The organism is Arenicella xantha (assembly GCF_003315245.1).
Taxonomy (GTDB): domain Bacteria; phylum Pseudomonadota; class Gammaproteobacteria; order Arenicellales; family Arenicellaceae; genus Arenicella; species Arenicella xantha.
In genome coordinates this window covers 764,504-782,925 of record NZ_QNRT01000001.1, presented here as the reverse complement: position 1 = coordinate 782,925, position 18,422 = coordinate 764,504, and the positions used below count along the sequence as shown (strand labels likewise).

The 18,422-nt window shown below is 47.0% G+C and carries 10 protein-coding genes; 6 read left to right on the top strand and 4 right to left on the bottom strand.

Annotation, left to right across the window (positions count from 1 at the left end; genetic code table 11):
- Nucleotides 1-60: 60 nt before the first annotated feature.
- Both putA and DFR28_RS03280 read right to left on the bottom strand, forming a co-directional pair.
- Nucleotides 61-3,921 (bottom strand): bifunctional proline dehydrogenase/L-glutamate gamma-semialdehyde dehydrogenase PutA, encoded by a 3,861-nt coding sequence (gene putA, locus DFR28_RS03285; protein WP_211316832.1) that lies wholly within the window; start codon nucleotides 3,919-3,921, stop codon nucleotides 61-63.
- A gap of 214 nt (nucleotides 3,922-4,135) precedes the next feature.
- Nucleotides 4,136-4,564 carry an HIT domain-containing protein gene (locus tag DFR28_RS03280; protein WP_113952861.1) on the bottom strand — a complete coding sequence of 143 codons (429 nt, stop codon included), beginning with the start codon at nucleotides 4,562-4,564 and terminating at the stop codon, nucleotides 4,136-4,138.
- Nucleotides 4,565-4,742: 178 nt separating this feature from the next.
- Between DFR28_RS03280 and DFR28_RS03275 the strand changes: the two genes are divergently transcribed.
- On the top strand, nucleotides 4,743-5,270 hold the full coding sequence (locus DFR28_RS03275; RefSeq protein ID WP_170131958.1) for a DUF1285 domain-containing protein: 528 nt from the start codon (nucleotides 4,743-4,745) through the stop codon (nucleotides 5,268-5,270).
- Nucleotides 5,271-5,276: 6 nt separating this feature from the next.
- Here the strand turns inward: DFR28_RS03275 and rsgA are convergent, their stop codons facing one another.
- Together rsgA and DFR28_RS03265 are read right to left on the bottom strand one after the other, a co-directional pair.
- Nucleotides 5,277-6,338: a small ribosomal subunit biogenesis GTPase RsgA gene (gene rsgA, locus DFR28_RS03270; protein WP_113952859.1), complete on the bottom strand. Its 1,062-nt coding sequence runs from the start codon at nucleotides 6,336-6,338 to the stop codon at nucleotides 5,277-5,279.
- The gene (locus DFR28_RS03265) at nucleotides 6,335-6,586 is read right to left on the bottom strand and encodes a GIY-YIG nuclease family protein (RefSeq protein WP_113952858.1); all 252 of its coding nucleotides are present in this window, start codon (nucleotides 6,584-6,586) and stop codon (nucleotides 6,335-6,337) included. Before DFR28_RS03265 ends, rsgA begins: the two co-directional genes overlap by 4 nt.
- A 471-nt stretch (nucleotides 6,587-7,057) precedes the next feature.
- Here DFR28_RS03265 and DFR28_RS03260 point away from each other — a divergent pair, with 471 nt between their 5' ends.
- The 5 genes from DFR28_RS03260 to DFR28_RS03240 all read left to right on the top strand — a co-directional run bounded on the left by DFR28_RS03260 (nucleotide 7,058) and on the right by DFR28_RS03240 (nucleotide 18,334).
- Entirely contained in the window at nucleotides 7,058-7,447 is a 390-nt protein-coding gene (locus DFR28_RS03260) for a response regulator (protein WP_113952857.1), read from the top strand.
- A 70-nt stretch (nucleotides 7,448-7,517) separates the two neighbouring features.
- Nucleotides 7,518-7,886, top strand: a complete 369-nt coding sequence (locus DFR28_RS03255; RefSeq protein ID WP_113952856.1) for a response regulator — start codon at nucleotides 7,518-7,520, stop codon at nucleotides 7,884-7,886.
- 23 nt (nucleotides 7,887-7,909) lie between these two features.
- Nucleotides 7,910-8,452, top strand: a complete 543-nt coding sequence (locus DFR28_RS03250) for a chemotaxis protein CheW (protein ID WP_113952855.1) — start codon at nucleotides 7,910-7,912, stop codon at nucleotides 8,450-8,452.
- 92 nt (nucleotides 8,453-8,544) lie between these two features.
- On the top strand, nucleotides 8,545-10,704 hold the full coding sequence (locus DFR28_RS03245; protein ID WP_113952854.1) for a methyl-accepting chemotaxis protein: 2,160 nt from the start codon (nucleotides 8,545-8,547) through the stop codon (nucleotides 10,702-10,704).
- 55 nt (nucleotides 10,705-10,759) lie between these two features.
- Nucleotides 10,760-18,334 (top strand): Hpt domain-containing protein, encoded by a 7,575-nt coding sequence (locus tag DFR28_RS03240; protein WP_113952853.1) that lies wholly within the window; start codon nucleotides 10,760-10,762, stop codon nucleotides 18,332-18,334.
- The last annotated feature ends 88 nt before the right edge of the window (nucleotides 18,335-18,422 follow it).

Here is an 18,422-nt window from a genome sequence, read left to right as displayed (position 1 = left end):
TTTCAATAGGCCCTCAGGACGAGGGCCTATTTGTCTTTCAGGGTGTCTGCCTGTGCTCGCTTAGGCTTCCGTTAAATTAAACAGTTGCGTGTTACCGCCGCGCGCTACGAGGTTGTCGGTCTTGGTGCGTTCATCAATCAAGAAGCTTACATAGTTACTGCTTCTGTTTGGGTTGCTTACGCTTGAGTCAAATTCAATCAGTTGTGTGATTGGCCCCGTGCGGTCAGCTAGCAGCTTTCGCACAGCCTGAATGTCCGGGAAGCTGGTCGAGGCAACAATGGCCGAGATGTCGGTGTGAGCTAACAGCGAGCCTAAATTCTCCGCTTCGCTCAATTGAAGCACGCCGCTAGGCATTGCGGCGCCAATCAACACGCGTATTGATTCAACCATAGCCCGACTTGAGCTGCTGCTAGTATGTAGGAGCACGGTGTTACCGGTCGCAACAATGATGCTGAGCATTGCGGTGAGGTCCGTGGCTGAGAGTGCATCATGTACAGGGATGAGTACAAGTCCGCGGGCACCGCAAAATAATATGTTTTCTTCGCCTGTTGGCCCCGGCAAGATCTGCTGATCATGTAGGTCGGTATTAATGCGCTTAATGATTTTGCTTGCTGTTATCGTTTGTTCAGTGTCAGTTTTAGTCAACGCGGCTAGCAATTTGGCGCAACGTTCATTGCTGGCAAGTCGCGACCATGTTTTCTGTGAAGATAAGGCACGAGCAATAGCCGTTTTGTCGTCCTGATTAGGTTCGACTGCCGAAAAAGCGCGATGAATGTGCGCTAACTTTGCTGGGATATCGCGAGTATCAGTCTGGCGCTGAAATCGGTGCAGGTAGTTGGGGCCGCCGGCTTTGGGGCCGGTGCCAGAAAGCCCTTTACCACCAAACGGATTGACGCCTACCATGGCGCCAATGGTATTTCGATTGATATAAGTGTTGCCTACACGGGTGTTGCGATACACGAAATCTGCGAACGCGCTGATACGGCTATGAACTCCAAGTGTTAAGCCGTAGCCGGTTGCGTTGATTTGCTCAATCACTGAGCTAATGTCTTTGATGTTGTAGCGGATTACATGCAAGACTGGCCCGAACACCTCGTGATCTAATTGATTTAATGAGTCAATTTCAAACACTTGTGGTTGAAAGAATAGGCCTTTTTCTAAAAGCTCTGGACTGACCTCAACTCGATAATGTTGGCGGCTTAATGGCGCGATATAGTCAATATGAGTTTGCAAAGCGGCATACGCTGGTTGGTCAATCACTGGGCCTATATCGGCACTAAGTTTCGCGGGGTCATCGACGCGGACGGCTTGCATTGCGCCTTCTAGCATGGTCAAGACTTTGTCGGCGATTACGTCTTGTAAAAACAGCACTCGCAGCGCTGAGCATCGTTGTCCGGCGCTGTGAAACGCGGACGATATGACATCGTCGACTACTTGCTCCGGTAGCGCGGTGGAGTCGACAATCATGCAATTTTGACCGCCGGTTTCGGCGATAATTGGAATGGTTCCGCCTGAACGAGTGGCGATGGTTTGGTTGATGCGTTGAGCGGTGAGTGTCGATCCGGTAAAGGCTACGCCTTGGATTCGAGGGTCACTGGTTAATAGTCCGCCAACGAAAGCGCCTTCGCCTAGAATCAATTGCAATGCTTGGGGCGGGCATCCGGCCTGTAAAAAGAGCTCGACTGCGCGTGCCGCAACTAGCGGGGTTTGTTCGGCTGGTTTAGCGAGTACACAGTTGCCGGCGACTAGCGCGGCTGAAATCTGGCCAACAAAGATAGCTAACGGAAAATTCCACGGGCTGATACAAAAGAATACTCCGCGTCCCTGCGCATCTGATTGACTCAGCGAGCCTTGAGTTGCTTGCATGGCGTAATAGCGACAGAAGTCGATAGCTTCTCGGACTTCTGAAACGCAATCAGGAATTGTACGGCCTGCTTCCAAGCTGATTATGCCCATCAGTTCGAGCATATTTTGCTCGAGTAAGTCGGCTGTTTTTTCAAGCACAGTTGCTCGTTCTATAGCGGGTTTTGAACGCCAGTCCGGCTGAAATTTGTCAGCACTGGAAAGCGCTGTCTCAATCATTGTCGCGTTGGCATAACTGCTATGGCCGACGACCTGTTTAATGTTGGCAGGATTGAAAATGTTCACCGGTTCTGCCGGTGTTGAACGGCCATTGATGATCGAGTGTGCCTCAATGGTTTGCTGAGCAACTCGCTCCATTGCTTCAGTGACCTGTGACACTGATTGGGCGTCGTCAAGATCGATTCCCCGCGCGTTGATTCGAGCCTCACCAGCGGCAATAAATAAGTTGCTGGGGACGGGGATTTTGCTATGCCGGTATTGCGGATGACTGGCAACATCTTGGTAAACGTCTTGAATTAGCTCGATGACGGGAGTGTCATCGTCTAAAAAGCGGTTTACGAATGAGCTATTGGCACCGTTTTCTAGGAGTCGTCGCACCAAGTACGGCAACAGGTCTTCGTGTTGACCGATCGGTGCATAAACACGCAATGGGATGTCCTTCGCAGCGGACGATTTAAGCAGGTGTTTATAGAGTAATTCGCCCATGCCATGTAAGCGTTGGAACTCGAAGTTACGGTTGCCTGCCGCGTCGGATATGCCGAGAATTGCGACCGCGGTATAAGCATTATGCGTGGCAAATTGAGGAAATATTGTGTCTTTAGCTTCGAGTAGGCTTTTTGCGCAGGTCATATAACACGCATCGGTATTTACTTTTCGAGTGAACACCGGATAGTCGGGCAAGCCTTGCTCTTGCGCGTGCTTTATTTCGGCATCCCAATACGCGCCTTTAACTAAACGAACCATAATTTTCCGGTTAGTGTCTCGACCGATAGCAATGAGCCAGTTAGCGAGAGCTGGTGCGCGCTTTTGGTATGCTTGCATGACAAATCCGAGACCGTCCCATTGCTGTAAATCTGGGTGACGACACAGGGCTTCAAACAGGTCGATCGACATTTCTAGGCGACTTGCTTCCTCGGCATCAATGCTGATGCCAATGTTGTAGTGCTTAGCTTTTCTGCATAGCTCGGTAATTTTTGGCAGGAGCTCATCCATCACTGTTTGATAGTGAGCAAAATGATATTGTGGATGTAAGGCTGAAAGTTTTACTGATATGCCATCCGAGGTGTAAACGTCGGATTGTTTGTTCAGTGCGCCGATACGATCGATTGAGTTGGAATACGCTTGATAATATCTCTCGGCATCATGCTCAGTGCGAGCGGCCTCGCCTAACATATCAAATGAGTAGCGTGTGTCGACTGAGTTATATTTTGCGCCTTTTCGCGCGCCTTCCTCAATGCTGCGACCTAATACATATTGCCCGCCCATAATCCGCATGGCCTGTAGAATTGCGCGGCGCACAACTGGTTCGCTCAAGTTGGAAGACAAGGTCTTGAGCCATGACCCAGGTTGCTGAGTGATTTCTTCGTCAAGCTTGATTAACTTGCCGGTGAGAATCATGCCCCATGTTGCCGCATTAACGAACAGTGATTCTGATCGCCCATTGTGACTACGCCAGTCGCCAGACGTTATTTTTTCAGCGATGAGTCGGTCTGCTGTGGTTTTGTCGGGAACGCGAAGTAGGGCTTCAGCCAAACACATAAGTGCCACGCCCTCTTTATTAGATAGCCCGAATTCTTGTAAAAACGAATCTAATAGTGTTTGGCTATTGGTGTCTTTACGGCAGGCTCGGACCAGTGTTTGAGCATGTTCAGTTACGTTTTTGCGCTGAGCCTCGTTGAGGACCGGCTTATCGATTAAGTCGCTTACAAAGCGGTGCTCATCGACATGTTTAGTTGCGGCAATTGCTTTTCGCAGGGCAGCGAGTTCTGCGGATTGGGTTGGGTCTGTTTGTTCGCGTTCAGCGAGACCATTGCTCATACTCATGGCATTTTTACTCATAACAAGGTTGTGGCTTATAAGAAATCTACAGCTGTGTAAGTCTCATTCTGCCGAGATACGGCAAGAATATCCCCTTGAAAACGCACCAATTGAAGCGCAATATTTTAGTTTAAAGTGATGTTTTCAGCATAATATGCTTCCGGCTAATGACTGAATACCAATGGATATGACGGACGCCACGCAATGGCTAATACTGTTTTTTAAAGGAGTGTGGCTAATGAGGGCGAAATCGCGCTAACTTTTGTTGAATGGAGGTGTGCAGAGTTTGGCGTACTAGTTTGATTTCTTCATGTGTGTAAGGGTGTTCCTCAATGTTGCCCCATACCGGTTTGGGCCACACGGGATCAACTTGATAGCGAATCACGATGTGTATATGCAGTTGCGGCACGATGTTGCCGATCGCGCCTGTGTTCAGCTTGTCGCCTTGGAATATCTGCATGGTCAGTTCCGATATCAGGCTGGTTTCCTGGCACAGTTGAATTTGCTCGTCCTCGGACAATTGATAGGCTTCACTGATGTTTGGACGCTTCGGCACTAAGATTAGCCATGGTACCAACGCATTATTCATCAACCGAAGTTCACATAAATTGAGGTCGCCAATGGCGATGGTGTCGGCTTTTAGTGTTGGGTGTAGTTCATACATGGCAAAAATTCCGGAGTAAGAGGTAAAGTGTCAGATTGCCATGCCTATCGCTGGACTGCAATTAGGTAGTGTGTGCTAGCGGTGCTTGATGAGGTGCCGGAGATCTATTGTGTTGAATGATTTTAACCTCGGCTTATGGTGCAATTGCTGTTTCACTGAGGCTCGTTATACTTGGGTTATGAATCAGCTAGAAAAAATCAGTCAGCAAATTGACGCACGCTCACAACCGCCTGTCGATACGTGGAAGCCTAAGCAACTTGGCGAAATTGATATCACTATTGATAGTGATGGCATTTGGCAACATGAAGGTGCGCCCTTTAAGCGACTGTCGTTGGTTCGTCTTTTTGCAAGCATTCTGTGGTTTGAAAATGATCAATATTTTTTGGTGACGCCGGCAGAGAAGCTACGCATCAAGGTTGCTGATGTTCCATATGTTGTGCAGCAGGTCGAGCGAGTTGATGGTAACTGGGTTGCCACAACCAATACTCAAGAGCAAGTTATTGTGAGTGCCGCGCATCCAGTGCAGTTGCGTAACTACCGAGGGCAGCTGGTACCATATCTGCATGTTAGGTATGACCTATGGGCGCGATTAAATCGAGCTTGTTATCTCACTTGGATCGAAGCGGCTATGGCGGAATCTGACGCTGAGGTGGAGGTCTTGCCTCAACTCTGCAGTGGCACTTATCGCTTTGACGTGGCTGGTTAATGTCGACTAGTAGCTATCCAGATTGAGCCCTCGGGACTGTTGGTCGAGGATTGCTGCTTTGATGCGTTCATAACTTTCGAAGCGTAATGGATGGATTGTTTCTTGCTCGGCGGCTAGTAAGATGGCGCAGCCAGGTTCGTGTTCGTGTTTACAGTCGCGGAAGCGGCATTGGCCAAGCAGCGCGGCAATCTCAATAAATCCTTGTTGCAGTTGTGGTGGGTCAATGTGCCATAGACTGAAGTCTCTAATGCCGGGCGAGTCAATCAGTTGTCCACCGCACGGCAGGTGGAATAGCTTGGCCTGAGTGGTAGTGTGTGTGCCTTCTCTGGTGCTAGTTGATAAGTCACCTACGGCTAAATTGGCTTCCGGTAATAGTGTGTTGATAAACGACGACTTGCCGACTCCCGATTGGCCGACGACAATGCTGGTGCGCTGATCAATCAAGCTTGGTAAATCCGCTAGCTCAGCTGGTTGGTGTCGTGAGCTGATAATTTTTTCGACGTGATAGCCTAATGATTGATAAATTTCCAGCAGGGCATTGAGTTCGCTAGAGTTTTGATCGTTCAGTAAATCGGCTTTATTGAGTACGATGATCGGTCGAACGTGCATTAGCTCGGCGGCGACTAAATAACGGTCAATCAGGTTGATTTGTGGAGTCGGTTCGCAGGCGATCACAATCAGCATCTGGTCAATGTTGGCGGCAACAGGCTTTAACTTTCCGAAATTATCCGGTCGTTCAAGAATGCTACGTCGCTCTAAACGCGCTTCGATGACACCGGTGCCATCACTGCCTGCCCGCCAAGTGACTTGGTCGCCAGCGACAATCGAGCCGAGATTGGTGCGTGCTGTGCATTTATGTATTTCGCCTTGGTCTTGTCCTTCCATGGCTTCGATTTCAAAATGTTTGCTATACCGGCATATCACTAATCCGGTTTGTTCGCTGCTTAGTAAGCCTGACTGAACTTGGCGAGACAGGTTTCGTTCTTCTTTCTGAGAGCGAGCGCTACGTTCGGCCTGGATCTTTTCGGCTCGCCATGCTTGTCGGCGATTTAGTTTGCGTTGGCTCATGAGGCGTTTACCAAGCCTAACTTCTGTGATCGTGATAGTTGCTTAATGGCGTGCTCACGTTGGCTGGCTGAGGCGCGATCTTCGTGAGGTTCTTGGTATACCAGCTTGACGGGGCGGCGCGCGCGCGTGTATTTTGCTCCTTTTTGGTCACACTCATTGTGTTCATAGATGCGTCGTTCAATATCCTTGGTGATGCCAGTGTACAAAGAGTCGTCGGCGCAGCGTAGCACGTACACTACCCAATTCATGAGGTCGCGCCAAGTTGCTTGTCAACTGTGTGGCATAGAGATTGGTTTAAACAACGGGTTGCTAGCATGTGGTGAAGGCCGTATTGGACGATTAAATTAGTGCAAAATGAGTCAAACTGCTTCTGTATTTGCAACAAGTGCTTGTGTTGATCGCCATTATAAGCAAAAGTCTGGACTACACGAAAAAAAAGCAAAATTCATAAGATGCTCATTAAATGTCACTTTTTGATTAACAAAAAAAGTTCAATGATGTATGTTATAGAGTGTAAACGATATTAATAACAATAATTTAAGCCCGTAAGTTGTGAAACTCGCTTAGATTGGCTTTTGTAGAATAGGGGCGATCGTAAAAGTTCACCTATCGCAGCTCCAATGTCCTGCTAATTACTTGACAGCGGTCTGCATTCTACGGGCTTGCCTTAGACCTTCCCTACAAGGTTTAATAACTCATTTTTGGATCAGAGTACATGTATGTCAGAAAGCTCTAGTAAAACCCCAGCTCAACGTCGCGTAATGGTTATCGACGACAGTAATACGATCCGTATGACGGCTGAAACAATATTAAAGAAAGAGGGTTACGAGGTCTTTACAGCAACAAATGGGTTTGAGGCGATGTCGGTGATTACCGATACGCGACCAGATATCATATTTGTTGATATTATGATGCCTAGGCTGGACGGGTATCAGACTTGTAAGTTGATCAAAAACAATAGCTACTTCCGCAATACGCCCGTGATAATGCTGTCGAGTAAAGATAGTTTGTTTGATCGAGCGCGCGGCCGAGTAGCTGGATCTGAGCAACATATTAATAAACCATTCACCAAGAGTGAATTATTAGAAGCGATTAATCGCTATGTTTAAAGATAGGGTTTCAATGCGTCAAAAAATCGCGAAATGCTCTGTTCGATAAAACACTACCAAATAAAAAGCTATGTCTACTAAAACTATTCTCGTTGTTGATGATTCTAAAACTGACTTTCTTTACGTGAAAAATATTCTGGATCACGGTGGCTACAAGGTGGCTTATGCCCCTTCAGGTCAAGATGGAATTGAGATGGCAAAAGATATTAAACCTGACTGCATCTTGATGGATGTGGTTATGCCTGAGATGAACGGCTTCCAAGCGACGCGCGCTATTTCGAGGCAGCTTGAAACTGCTGAAATTCCGATTTTGATGCTTAGCTCGAAATCACAGCAAACTGACAAAGTGTGGGCCGAGCGACAAGGTGCAACGGATTATTTGGTGAAGCCAGCTAATCCTAAGCTTTTACTCAGCAAGCTTAAGTCGCTGCTGGCCTAGATTAATCATAGGTTTATTCCAATATGCAACAAAACGCACCATTCGAGCTACTCAGTCAACTTCGTTCCGAAGCGATTGCGTTAGCGGCGCAGGGTCTAACTTATTCGACTCAATCAGCGGGCACCAAAAACATTGCTTACGTGGTTAATGGTGTGAATTTTTATTGCGAAGCAACCGATGTTAAAGAAGTGTCGGTATGTGAGAACTTAATGATTGTTCCGCAGACTAAGGCGTGGATGCGCGGCTTGGTTAATTCTAAAGGGGTTTTGTATTCGGTTACCGATTTGTCTTTGTTTGCCGGTTATGGCCGAGCAATTCAGGCTAAAAAAGGGCATTTGTTGCTGTTGGCGGAAGAGGCGGTGCAAAGCTCTATCTTGGTAAACCGGGTAATTGGGTTTCGATATTTCAATGAGTCTGACGAAATGTCTAGCCTTGATGATAAACAAGAAGCGCTTGATGGTTTGAGTGCGTTTGTTGATAAAGGGTACCGGGCCGATGGGCAAGACTGGTACCGTTTGAATGTGAGTAAATTGTTAGCATCAGAGCAGTTTCGAGAGGTTCAGTAAGGCACTGAACCTTATCTTTTTTGGGTAAGTAGATAGCGATACATGAACAGGCCGCCGACTAAAAAGAGTGGCGCAAGGTAATAGGTGGAAAAATGAGTGATCCGAAAAGCAATATTGACAATGATATTCTCGACCTCGACGATATTGTAAGTGATGACGATGATTTGCAGAGTCTTTATGATGATGCAGAGTTAGCTGATCTTGATGGGTTGGAAGATCTAGAGTCTGAAGAAGTCATTGCCGTTTCTAAAGAGAGTTCCTCTAGCGAGCGACTGTGGATGATTTTAACGTTGTTGGCATTTGGCCTCGCGTTATTGTCTACGTTGTTGTTATCGCCAGCGGTTTCGTCGCAGAAACAGCGAGTGGATCAGGTTTCCGAGGTGGTGAATAAGATCAACCTCACTACGACTTCTGCAGCGCAAGCACTTACCGAAGTAGGCGGTCGTTACGAGCCCCTAAAAGAAAATATTGCTGGAACCGAAGATGCAATCAATCGCTTAGTGACTCCAGATGGCATGTCCGAGAAGATTGCTGGCGCATTGTTTGGCAATGGTGAAGCAAACAGTGCGGTGACTGAACAGTGGTCAGCCTATAAGGCGGCAACACAACAGTTCTTAGCTAACGAAGGTGATGTTCAAGAGGTTAAGCAGCGGTTGCAGGCTCTAACTGGGCGATTGACCAAAGTGGTTGGTGACTCGGTGGGCTTTGTTGAGGCGGTAGCGCGAGAGGGTCGCAATAAAGATACCGGTGCATCGAAAGACAAATATTTATTTTTGACTTCTGAAGCATCAAACCTGAACGGTATTTTGGGGCGGTTGTCGACTACTTTGCGAGGTTACTTCTTACCTGAATCAAATTTGCCTCAGTTGGCTGATGCGCAGAATGGCTTGATGGTGCGATTACAGGAAACGCTTAATCGAATCGTAAGTAACTCATCTACAGTAGTTGCCACTGCAGCCGAGCCACTACGGGCTCAGTACGCTGACCTCGAAACACGTGTTTTGGAAATCGGCGACAGAGCTGCGGCACTAACCGAATCGAGAGCCTCGTTGCAATCGGTTCGTGATCAAGGGGCAACTCTAGCGCAATCAGTTCAGGCTGCCAGTAATCAAGGCTTGACCGGTCGGTTAAATCAGCTTGCTATCTTGTTACCACTGTTGCTGGCGCTATTTGGTGTGTTCTCTTTATGGCGTTACAGTCAGGCTCAAACCAGTGAATTGGTTGCGCATGACGCGGGCTTAGAAGAAACGCTGGCTGACCAACAAGAATCTATTTTGAAGTTGCTTGACGAAATGAGCGCGCTTGCGGATGGAGATCTAACGGTAGAGGCCGAGGTAACCGACCAGATTACTGGTGCGATTGCTGACTCCGTTAACTTTGCGGTAATCGAGATGCGTGAACTGGTATCTCAAATTAACCGCGCCTCGATTCAGGTGGCGAACGAATCAGAATTGGCGGTAAGTAACGCGCAATCAGTTTCGCAATCGAATATGACTCAGGCTGAGCAAATATCCGCGGCGGCGGCATTGATGCAAGAAGTGACGGCTGGTATGCGTCAAATGTCAGAGCAAGCGAATAGCTCGTCAGACATGGCATCGGAATCATTGAAGGCTGCGGAGCAGGGAGCGCAGGCGGTGCGTGACACTATCTCGGGCATGGAAGACATGCGTGAGCAGATCCAAGATACATCTAAGCGTATCAAGCGACTTGGTGAAAGTTCGCAACGCATTGGAGACATTGTGGCGCTGATTGATGATATTGCTGAACAAACAAATATCTTGTCACTGAACGCGGCGATTCAGGCATCGATGGCCGGTGAGGCTGGTCGCGGTTTCGCGGTTGTATCGGATGAGGTACAAAGTCTGGCGGAACGGTCTACTGAGGCAACAAAGAAAATTGCTGAACTGGTAACCACCATTCAGAACGATACTAATGACGCGGTTCTTTCAATGGAAAAAGCGACGCAACAAGTGGTCAGTGGTACCAAAGTTGCTGACTCGGCCGGTAATGCACTGGCAGAAATTGAGCGAGTGTCGCAAACTTTGTCAGCCCTAGTGCAGGGTATTTCGGCGGGTTCAAACCAGCAGGCGGAAACGGTTACCCGAGTGTCGGAACAAGTGACACAGGTAAGTGACTCCTCTACTGAGACGTCCCGCAAAGCACAAGAATCAGCTAACTCGATTGCGAAATTGTTGGAACTAGCGAAAGACCTAGAAACATCCGTATCACGATTCAAACTGCCAGCAAATTAATTGAAGGCCGTTCAGTTAATCAGATTCAGAAAATGAACGAACACTGAGACCTGATATGTCAATCTATTCGAATATAGATCTTGAGACCTTTAAGTGGGTAAAAGGCGAAGTTGAGCTAACGCTCGACAATGCAAACAAAGAACTTCAGCAATACATCACGACTGATGATAAGGCGAAGTTATTTGGTTTGAGCAACCATTTGCACCAGGTCGTAGGGTCCTTGCAAATGTTAGAAATGAAGTCTCTATCATCGTTGATGATGGAAGGCGAGCTGTTGGTTGAAGACTTCACTTCTGATGATTCAAAAATCGGCAAGTCGACCTTTGTTGTGTTGCTTGAAAGCGGGTTTAATGCGCTTAAAGCTACCTTCGCTCGAATTGAAAAAGGGCTGCCCGAAAATCCGACCGACGTTGTTGAACTGATCAATCAGATCCGTTCGGTTCGTGGCTTGGAAGGGATAGAAATTTCGTCATTGTTTTCACCAATGATCGAAGTATTTCCCGAAATCAACTCGAAGAGTGCCTTGAAAGATAAGGAGTACATAGAGCGTGCAAAAGCGCTGCGTGCCCATTATCAATCATTTTTATTGCAGTGGTTGCGTGGTGTTGATGATACCGCCATTGATAAAATGAAAATGGTTATCGAGAAGCTTTTGCAGATGAGCACGTTTAGTTCTGTTGCTCGACTTTGGTGGGTCGCGTCAGCGTATGCTGATTTTGTTAAGCACAACGACATTACCAATAAGGCTGTGCACGTTCGTATTTTTCGACAAATAGATGATCGTTTTCGTGACCTTGAGTTGCAGGGCGAATCCGCACTGGTGCGTGACCCCGGCGAAGAGCTGGTCAAAATCATGTTGTTCTACACTGGTGTCGGTGAAAAACGAACTGAACGGATGGACGAGATTGTCGATGCGTTTAAATTGCAAGAATATTTCCCTGCTCTTAAATTGCAAACAGAGGCGGTTAGTTTTGAGGCCCTTGAGCTTAGTTTAGAGTCAGTCAAGAATAATTCTGACTTGCCGTTAGCGCTGATTCGACAACTAGTCAGTAATTATTTTGAGACAGAACAATCTGATACGAGCAGCTTGACTGAAATACTCGAGCAGTTGTCATTGGTTGAAGCAGCTTGTGAGAAGCAAGAAGTAGGAATTGTAAAAGAAGTTATTTCATCAGCAGCCGATGTGGTGCGAGGCATACGCTCGGGCGTTATCGAGGCTAACGATGATACCGGTTTTCATCTTGCTTCCGGCTTAATGTTTGTTGAAAGCAGTATTAATCATCCGACTGAAGTGGATCAGAATTGGCTGCAAAATGGCCAGCTTAAGCAGCGCGCTTTATTGGCGTTGGTTAATCAAGAAGATTTGAGTGAATCGATGGATGGCTCAAATCTGACTGGTAGTGAGCGTAAAGCACTGCTGGATGTGGTCGGTAGTGAAGTTGAAGGTAATTTGAAGGAGATCGAGGCAAACTTAGAAGTGTTTGCTAAGAAGCCTGATGACCCTGCGGTTCTGGAAGGTATTAGCGGTAAAATTCGTCAAGTTCGTGGCGCACTGCAGGTGCTTGGAGAGCAGAAGGTTGGTCTTCTATTGAAGATGGCTGAAGAGCAATTTGTGGCGCTTGAAAAGGCCGAAAAAGTGCCGACTTCTGAGTTAGTTGAAGCGCTTGCAATTGCGATTGGAACGATGGAAGAGTATGTCAAAGGGTTGCAAAACAACCGTTCTGGCATGGACTATCTGTTGGATCGCAGTATTACTGATTTAGAAGTTGCGATTGGTAAAAAAGTTTCACGTGATGACGTCGAAGATCTTCTTGATGTTGCGTCGGACTCGCTGTTCTCATGGTTAACCAATCAATCAGACTTCGACTTGTTCACCAATTTGAAATCGAGTCTGCGCGATTTAACCATTTTAGCCAAAAAGACTAAGCTCGCCGAGGTTGAACACTTGGTTCGTGAGCAAGATCGTTTAGTTGATGTGATATCTCAGAACCCTAGTTTTCTGACTGACAATATCACCAATAATCTACAAAACAATATGGCCGGTATTACAGAGCAGATTATTACGCTCTATGGTACTGAGGAGACTCAAGAAGAGTTAGATCAAGATGCCGAGTTGATTTACAAGAAATCGGCGATCGAGTCTCAAGAAGATGATGATGTCCGATTCTTTGATGAAATGGATGTCGCCGAGCTTGGCGAAGACATGCCAGAGGCATCAGAGTCGACGTTATCTTCAACCGAAATCGGTAAACAGCATGCGGTGGATCCGAAAGATGCGCCGGAAGTAGACGAAACAATTTTCGAGGTATTCCTCGAAGAAAGCGTCGAAGTACTTGGTGAGGCCAATATACAGCATGCGCTGTGTGAGTCCAATTTGACGGATCGTACGGCGATTCGCGAATTACGTCGGGCTTTTCACACGCTTAAAGGTAGTGCTCGCATGGTCGGGCTCAATGATGTTGGTGAAGTTGCCTGGTTTAGTGAGTCGCTATTCAACTACGTGTTGGATACCGATAAGCCATTGACCAAGGGCATCTTGTCATTTGCTCGTGAAGCGCTCGATGAGTTTGAAAAGCAAGTGGACCAGCGTTATGCGAATCAGCATCTTTTAGACACGTCTATTTGGGGTCAAAAAACAGAACAAGTATTGGCTGCTTTGGAAGGTAAGGACGAGGAACCCGAGGCCCAAGAAGCTGACACTCAGCAATCACTTAGTAGTGATAAGCCTAGTGTTGAAGAAACTAGTGTTGAAAAGGCGGCGGCTGTTGAGGTCGTTGCGCCAACTGCTGATGCCGAAGACGATCACGAGAGTCTTGATGTCGAAAGCATAGAAATGTCCGGTGAAGAGCATTCAATTGTTGAGATCGATTCAAGCTCTTTAATCCTTGAGGATGAGTTAGACGATTCTGCCGATGAGATCTTGGTTGCAGATACACCGAAGCTCGAAGTCGCTGATTTTTCTCTAGAGGAAATCGAGCTTGAGGACGAAGAAGAATTCGCCGGCGGAGACTACGAAGCACCAAGTGACGAAGAGTTGGCCGATATTCTCGAAATGAGTTCCGAGAGCAGTATTATCGAATTTGCTAGTGAGATGGTGCTTGAAGAAGATTCCGTTATAGAGCTGAGCGATGAAACTTTAGCTGTTGAGGAAGATGATGAGGATGATGCGGATAGCCATTCGTTTTCTATCATCAATAATTCTGAGATGCGTTCGATTTTTTCTCAAGAAGCCATGATCAAGTTAAACAAGGTTGACGAGCTGCTTGAAAGTAAGCCTTTGTATGTGACTGAAGATGATGAGTTGTCGATCTCCTTGCATACGCTATTAGGTAATGCACGCACGCTTGGTCTTAAAGACTTAGCTAAGGCATACAATACTGCCGAACACTTATGTCTATTGAAGGTCGAGAGTGGCAACGAAATTAATGACCACGAGCGAGCCACGATCAGTGAATTGGTCGCGGAAACGCGTCGTGGTGTCGCGAGTGGCACAGATCAGCCGCCGTATTATGACTGGAATCCGCAAGCATGGGCGTCCTTGCAAGCAAACCTTGATAAGGCCTATGAGGAAGAGCAGGCAAGTAGTTTTTTCCATCCGTCGGAAGCCAAAGCAGCAATACCAACGAGTGACCCTATATCGCCAGCAGACACTGATGCGTTAAGTGGCGGCGACGATGACTTGGTTATCGAAATCGACTCCAATGATTTGGAATTTGATGAAGACGATATCGATTTCTCAGAGCACGCTGACTTGGGCCAGGATGATGAATTAGTCATCGATGACGCTGATCTTGAAATGGTCGAGCTAGATGAGTCGCTACTCGATGGTGACACTGATCTTTCAGATGAGTTGTTTGGCGATCAAGATGATGATTCTGGTGACTACACATTAGATTTAGAAGAAGGTGATGATCTAGCTTCTGATGATTCTCCAAGCGCCGGTTCATCACAGCGCGTAGCGCAAGCATTTAGTGAGCTCGATGGGCTCGATGATCTGTTAAGCGAGTCAGGTTCTGATGACGCAGATGTCGTTAGTGTCGAAGGCTCTGATGATTTGTCTGAGTTGGAGGAATCTTTATCGGCTATTAGTTTTGATAAGCGATCAGCACCAGCAGAGAGCTCAATCGTAGACTCTGATGAGCTCGTTGAATTAGTAGATGACGAAATTATATCGTTCGATGAAGAGTTGGTCGTAGAAGAGTCAAAACCAGAACCAGAACCAGAACCAGAACCAGAACCAGAACCAGAACCAGAACCAGAACCAGAACCAGAACCAGAACCAGAACCAATTGAGGAAGAAGATGAGTTATCGCGTGAATTGCGTGAGATTTTTGTCGAAGAGGTTCAAGGTCTGCATCATGAGTTAGACGACGAAGTCGCTAGGCTCTCGAATTTGGGTGAAATGGGGCCAGCAATGGCGAACATTTTGCGTCACTTGCATACCATTAAAGGTAGCTCGTTGATGGCGGAAGCGAATGTCTTAGGTGAGTTAACACATAACACTGAAACATTCCTCGAAACCAATTTCATCCGTGGTGAAGATGATCTGCGTGAGGTTCGAAAAACACTAGAGCTGTATGTTGATGTTTTAGATACAGCCGCCGATTCATACCGTCAGCGACTCGTATTTAAACCGCCGGTTGAGCTGTTGGAGCGTCTCGGTGTTGCTCAAGAGAGTGATTCCGACATTCTTGAAGAGCCCTCAGTTGTGGAATTGATTGGTGAGCCGGTTAATGAGGCGGTTAGCGAAGTTAAACAAGAAGCTGAACTAGTCGTTGAGCCAGAAGCTGAACCAGTTGTTGAGCCAGAAGCCGAACCAGTTGTAGAGCAAAAAGTTGAACCAGTCGTTGAGCCAGAAGCCGAACCAGTTGTAGAGCAAAAAGCTGAACCAGTTGTAGAGCAAAAAGCTGAACCAGTTGTTGAGCAAAAAGCTGAACCAGTTGTTGAGCCAGAAGCTGAACCAGTTGTTGAGCCAGAAGCCGAACCAGTTGTAGAGCCAGAAGCTGAACCAGTTGTTGAGCCAGAAGCTGAACCAGTTGTTGAGCCAGAAGGCGAACCAGTTGTTGAGCCAGAAGCCGAACCAGTTGTAGAGCAAAAAGTTGAACCAGTCGTTGAGCCAGAAGCCGAACCAGTTGTTGAGCAAAAAGCCGAACCAGTTGTTGAGCAAAAAGCCGAACCAGTTGTTGAGCAAAAAGCCGAACCAGTTGTTGAGCAAGAAGCTGACCCCGTTGTTGAGCCAGAAGCTGAACCAGTCGTTGAGCAAAAAGCTGAACCAGTCGTTGAGCAAGAAGCTGACGCGATTAACGTTGGCGAAGAGTTAGCTGCGATTACATCTCAGCTCGGGGAGATTCAAGGCGCTTGGAAATCGGCACCAGATTGGGAAAAAGCACAACCGCAAATGCGCGATCAGCTGACTCTTTTACAGGGTTTAGTTGACGCAGAGCAACCAGTATTAGGCGAGCTTGCAGGTTTGGTGAATCGAACAGCGTCATTTGTCGATGAGCTAAAGCCAAGCAACGAAGCGGCATTTAAGCAGGCCAAGTCTTTGCTCGAAGAAGCGTTAGATGTGATCGTCGATAGTGCTGGTAAGTTAGATAACGGTCAGTCAATTGATGATCATGCTGAATTAATGGAATCGCTCAGCGCTGTGGATGAAGCAGCAGAGCCTAAAACCGCTAGTGATGATGCGCTGGCGAAGGCCTCAACCGTCGAAGCGGCGGTGTTTGTGCCTGGTTCTTCTGAAGTCAGTGCTGAAGATAAAAAAGATTTAGATCGTCGTGAAAAAGCGGCTCGAGACCGAGCGGCTGCATTGAGGATTCGTACCGAAACCCTAGACAGTCTCACTAACTATGTTGGTGACGCCAGCATGAATCGATCGCAAATGCGTGAAGATGTGCTGACTATCAAATCTGTGGTCGAAGAGCTTTACTCAAACGTACAGCGATTTGGTAAGCAGTTGCGTGAACTCGAAATTGAGGCAGATAGTCGCATTACTTCACGTACTAACGAATCAATAGTTACTGGTCGAAGTGATGAGTTTGACCCGCTTGAGTTAGATCGCTATACCAAGTTACAGCAACTTTCGCGTGGTTTGGCCGAAAACTTAGATGAGCTCGGTAATATTCAAACTTCGCTCAGCAACTTTGTATATAAAGCTGAGACCTCGTTGCAGAAACAAGAACGACTTAATCGGGAACTGCAAGATGAAATTATGCAGGTGCGGTTGGTGTCGTTTGGTGGTATTGGTCCGCAACTTCGACAAGTTGTTCGTCGTACTTCACGTGAAGTGGGTAAAGACGTCGAAGTAGAGATCTTAGGCGCTGATGTTCGCTTGGATAAAACCATTTTGGATGGTGTGGTTCCGGCTTTGGAGCACATGCTGCGTAATTCTGTGGATCACGGGGTAGAGGTGCCGGAGAAGCGAATTGCAGCGGGCAAATCTCCTACCGGTAAAGTTACCGTTGAATGTCGTCAGGTGGCGCGTGAAATTGTAATATCGGTTCGCGATGATGGCGTTGGTTTAGACCTCGAAAAAATTCGTAAGAAAGCTATTGAAGATAAGCTGTTGTCCGAGGATCAGCCGCTGAATCCTGAAGATATGTTGATGTATATCTCGCAAAGTGGATTTAGTACCGCCTCTAAGTTGACCCAGATCTCCGGTCGTGGGGTTGGCATGGATGTAGTCCAATCAACTTTGCGACGCATGAGCGGCACCATTGCGTACGACGTAGAGAATGAACAGGTCGGTTCGCACTTTATGATTCGTTTGCCAATTTCATTGGCGGTATCGAGTGCAATGTTTGTTGAGTCGGGCGGAGAAACCTTTGCGATATCGGCTCGCACAATTGAGCGCATCGTCAAGATTCAGGCCGAAGAGCTAATTGGCTATCTAAAGCAGGATAAGCCGAGTATCGAGATTAGCGGGCACCGTTATGGTTTGATCGATTTAGCCGATTATTTGGGTTACGACTCAAAGCTGCCTATGTTGACCGGTAAGCTATCGGTGATTCTGGTAAATGCCGGTGTACAAAACATTGCTGTTATTGTTGAGCAGCTGTTTGATACCCAAGAAATTGTTGTTAAGAACTTGGGCGAACATTTGGGTCGAATCCCGATTTATGCTGGTGCGACCATTCGAGCCAACGGCGCTGTTGTATTGATGCTTGACTTGGTTGGAATATCCTACTACGAATCATTTGTTTCGATCCCAGATCAAGCGGCTAGTTTGTCTCAAGCAATCCCGACTGTAATGGTGGTAGATGACTCGCTAACGGTGCGTAAATCGGCAGAACGTGATATTACCGGTTTGGGTATTAATTCAATCCTTGCGAAGGATGGTCTTGATGCGCAAGTCCAGTTACGTCAAGAAGTGCCTGATATGATCTTGCTGGATATCGAAATGCCTAGAATGGATGGTTTCGAACTACTTGAATGGGTTAAGTCGACTCCAGACTTGAAAGATGTGCCAGTGGTTATGATTTCATCTCGAGCTACTGAGAAGTATATCGACAAAGCTACGTCATTAGGCTGTAGTGCCTTCTTAGGTAAGCCGTATCTGCTAGAGAATTTGGTACAGGTTTTCAATCAATATTTGAAACTTGATGCACCAATTGAGCTAGATAAGAAGTAGGTCTTTGCTGTGCAGCTGATTCAGTTTAGTAATTAGATTGAATCAGCTTGGCATGCTAAATATCAAATGCAACGTGAACCAATAACTT

What these genes read in the sequence shown, in the direction of transcription:
- putA (WP_211316832.1), bottom strand. Translation starts at nt 3,921, where the DNA reads ATGAGTAAAAATGCCATGAGTATGAGCAATGGTCTCGCTGAACGCGAA.
- DFR28_RS03280 (WP_113952861.1), bottom strand. Translation starts at nt 4,564, where the DNA reads ATGTATGAACTACACCCAACACTAAAAGCCGACACCATCGCCATTGGC.
- DFR28_RS03275 (WP_170131958.1), top strand. Translation starts at nt 4,743, where the DNA reads ATGAATCAGCTAGAAAAAATCAGTCAGCAAATTGACGCACGCTCACAA.
- rsgA (WP_113952859.1), bottom strand. Translation starts at nt 6,338, where the DNA reads ATGAGCCAACGCAAACTAAATCGCCGACAAGCATGGCGAGCCGAAAAG.
- DFR28_RS03265 (WP_113952858.1), bottom strand. Translation starts at nt 6,586, where the DNA reads ATGAATTGGGTAGTGTACGTGCTACGCTGCGCCGACGACTCTTTGTAC.
- DFR28_RS03260 (WP_113952857.1), top strand. Translation starts at nt 7,058, where the DNA reads ATGTCAGAAAGCTCTAGTAAAACCCCAGCTCAACGTCGCGTAATGGTT.
- DFR28_RS03255 (WP_113952856.1), top strand. Translation starts at nt 7,518, where the DNA reads ATGTCTACTAAAACTATTCTCGTTGTTGATGATTCTAAAACTGACTTT.
- DFR28_RS03250 (WP_113952855.1), top strand. Translation starts at nt 7,910, where the DNA reads ATGCAACAAAACGCACCATTCGAGCTACTCAGTCAACTTCGTTCCGAA.
- DFR28_RS03245 (WP_113952854.1), top strand. Translation starts at nt 8,545, where the DNA reads ATGAGTGATCCGAAAAGCAATATTGACAATGATATTCTCGACCTCGAC.
- DFR28_RS03240 (WP_113952853.1), top strand. Translation starts at nt 10,760, where the DNA reads ATGTCAATCTATTCGAATATAGATCTTGAGACCTTTAAGTGGGTAAAA.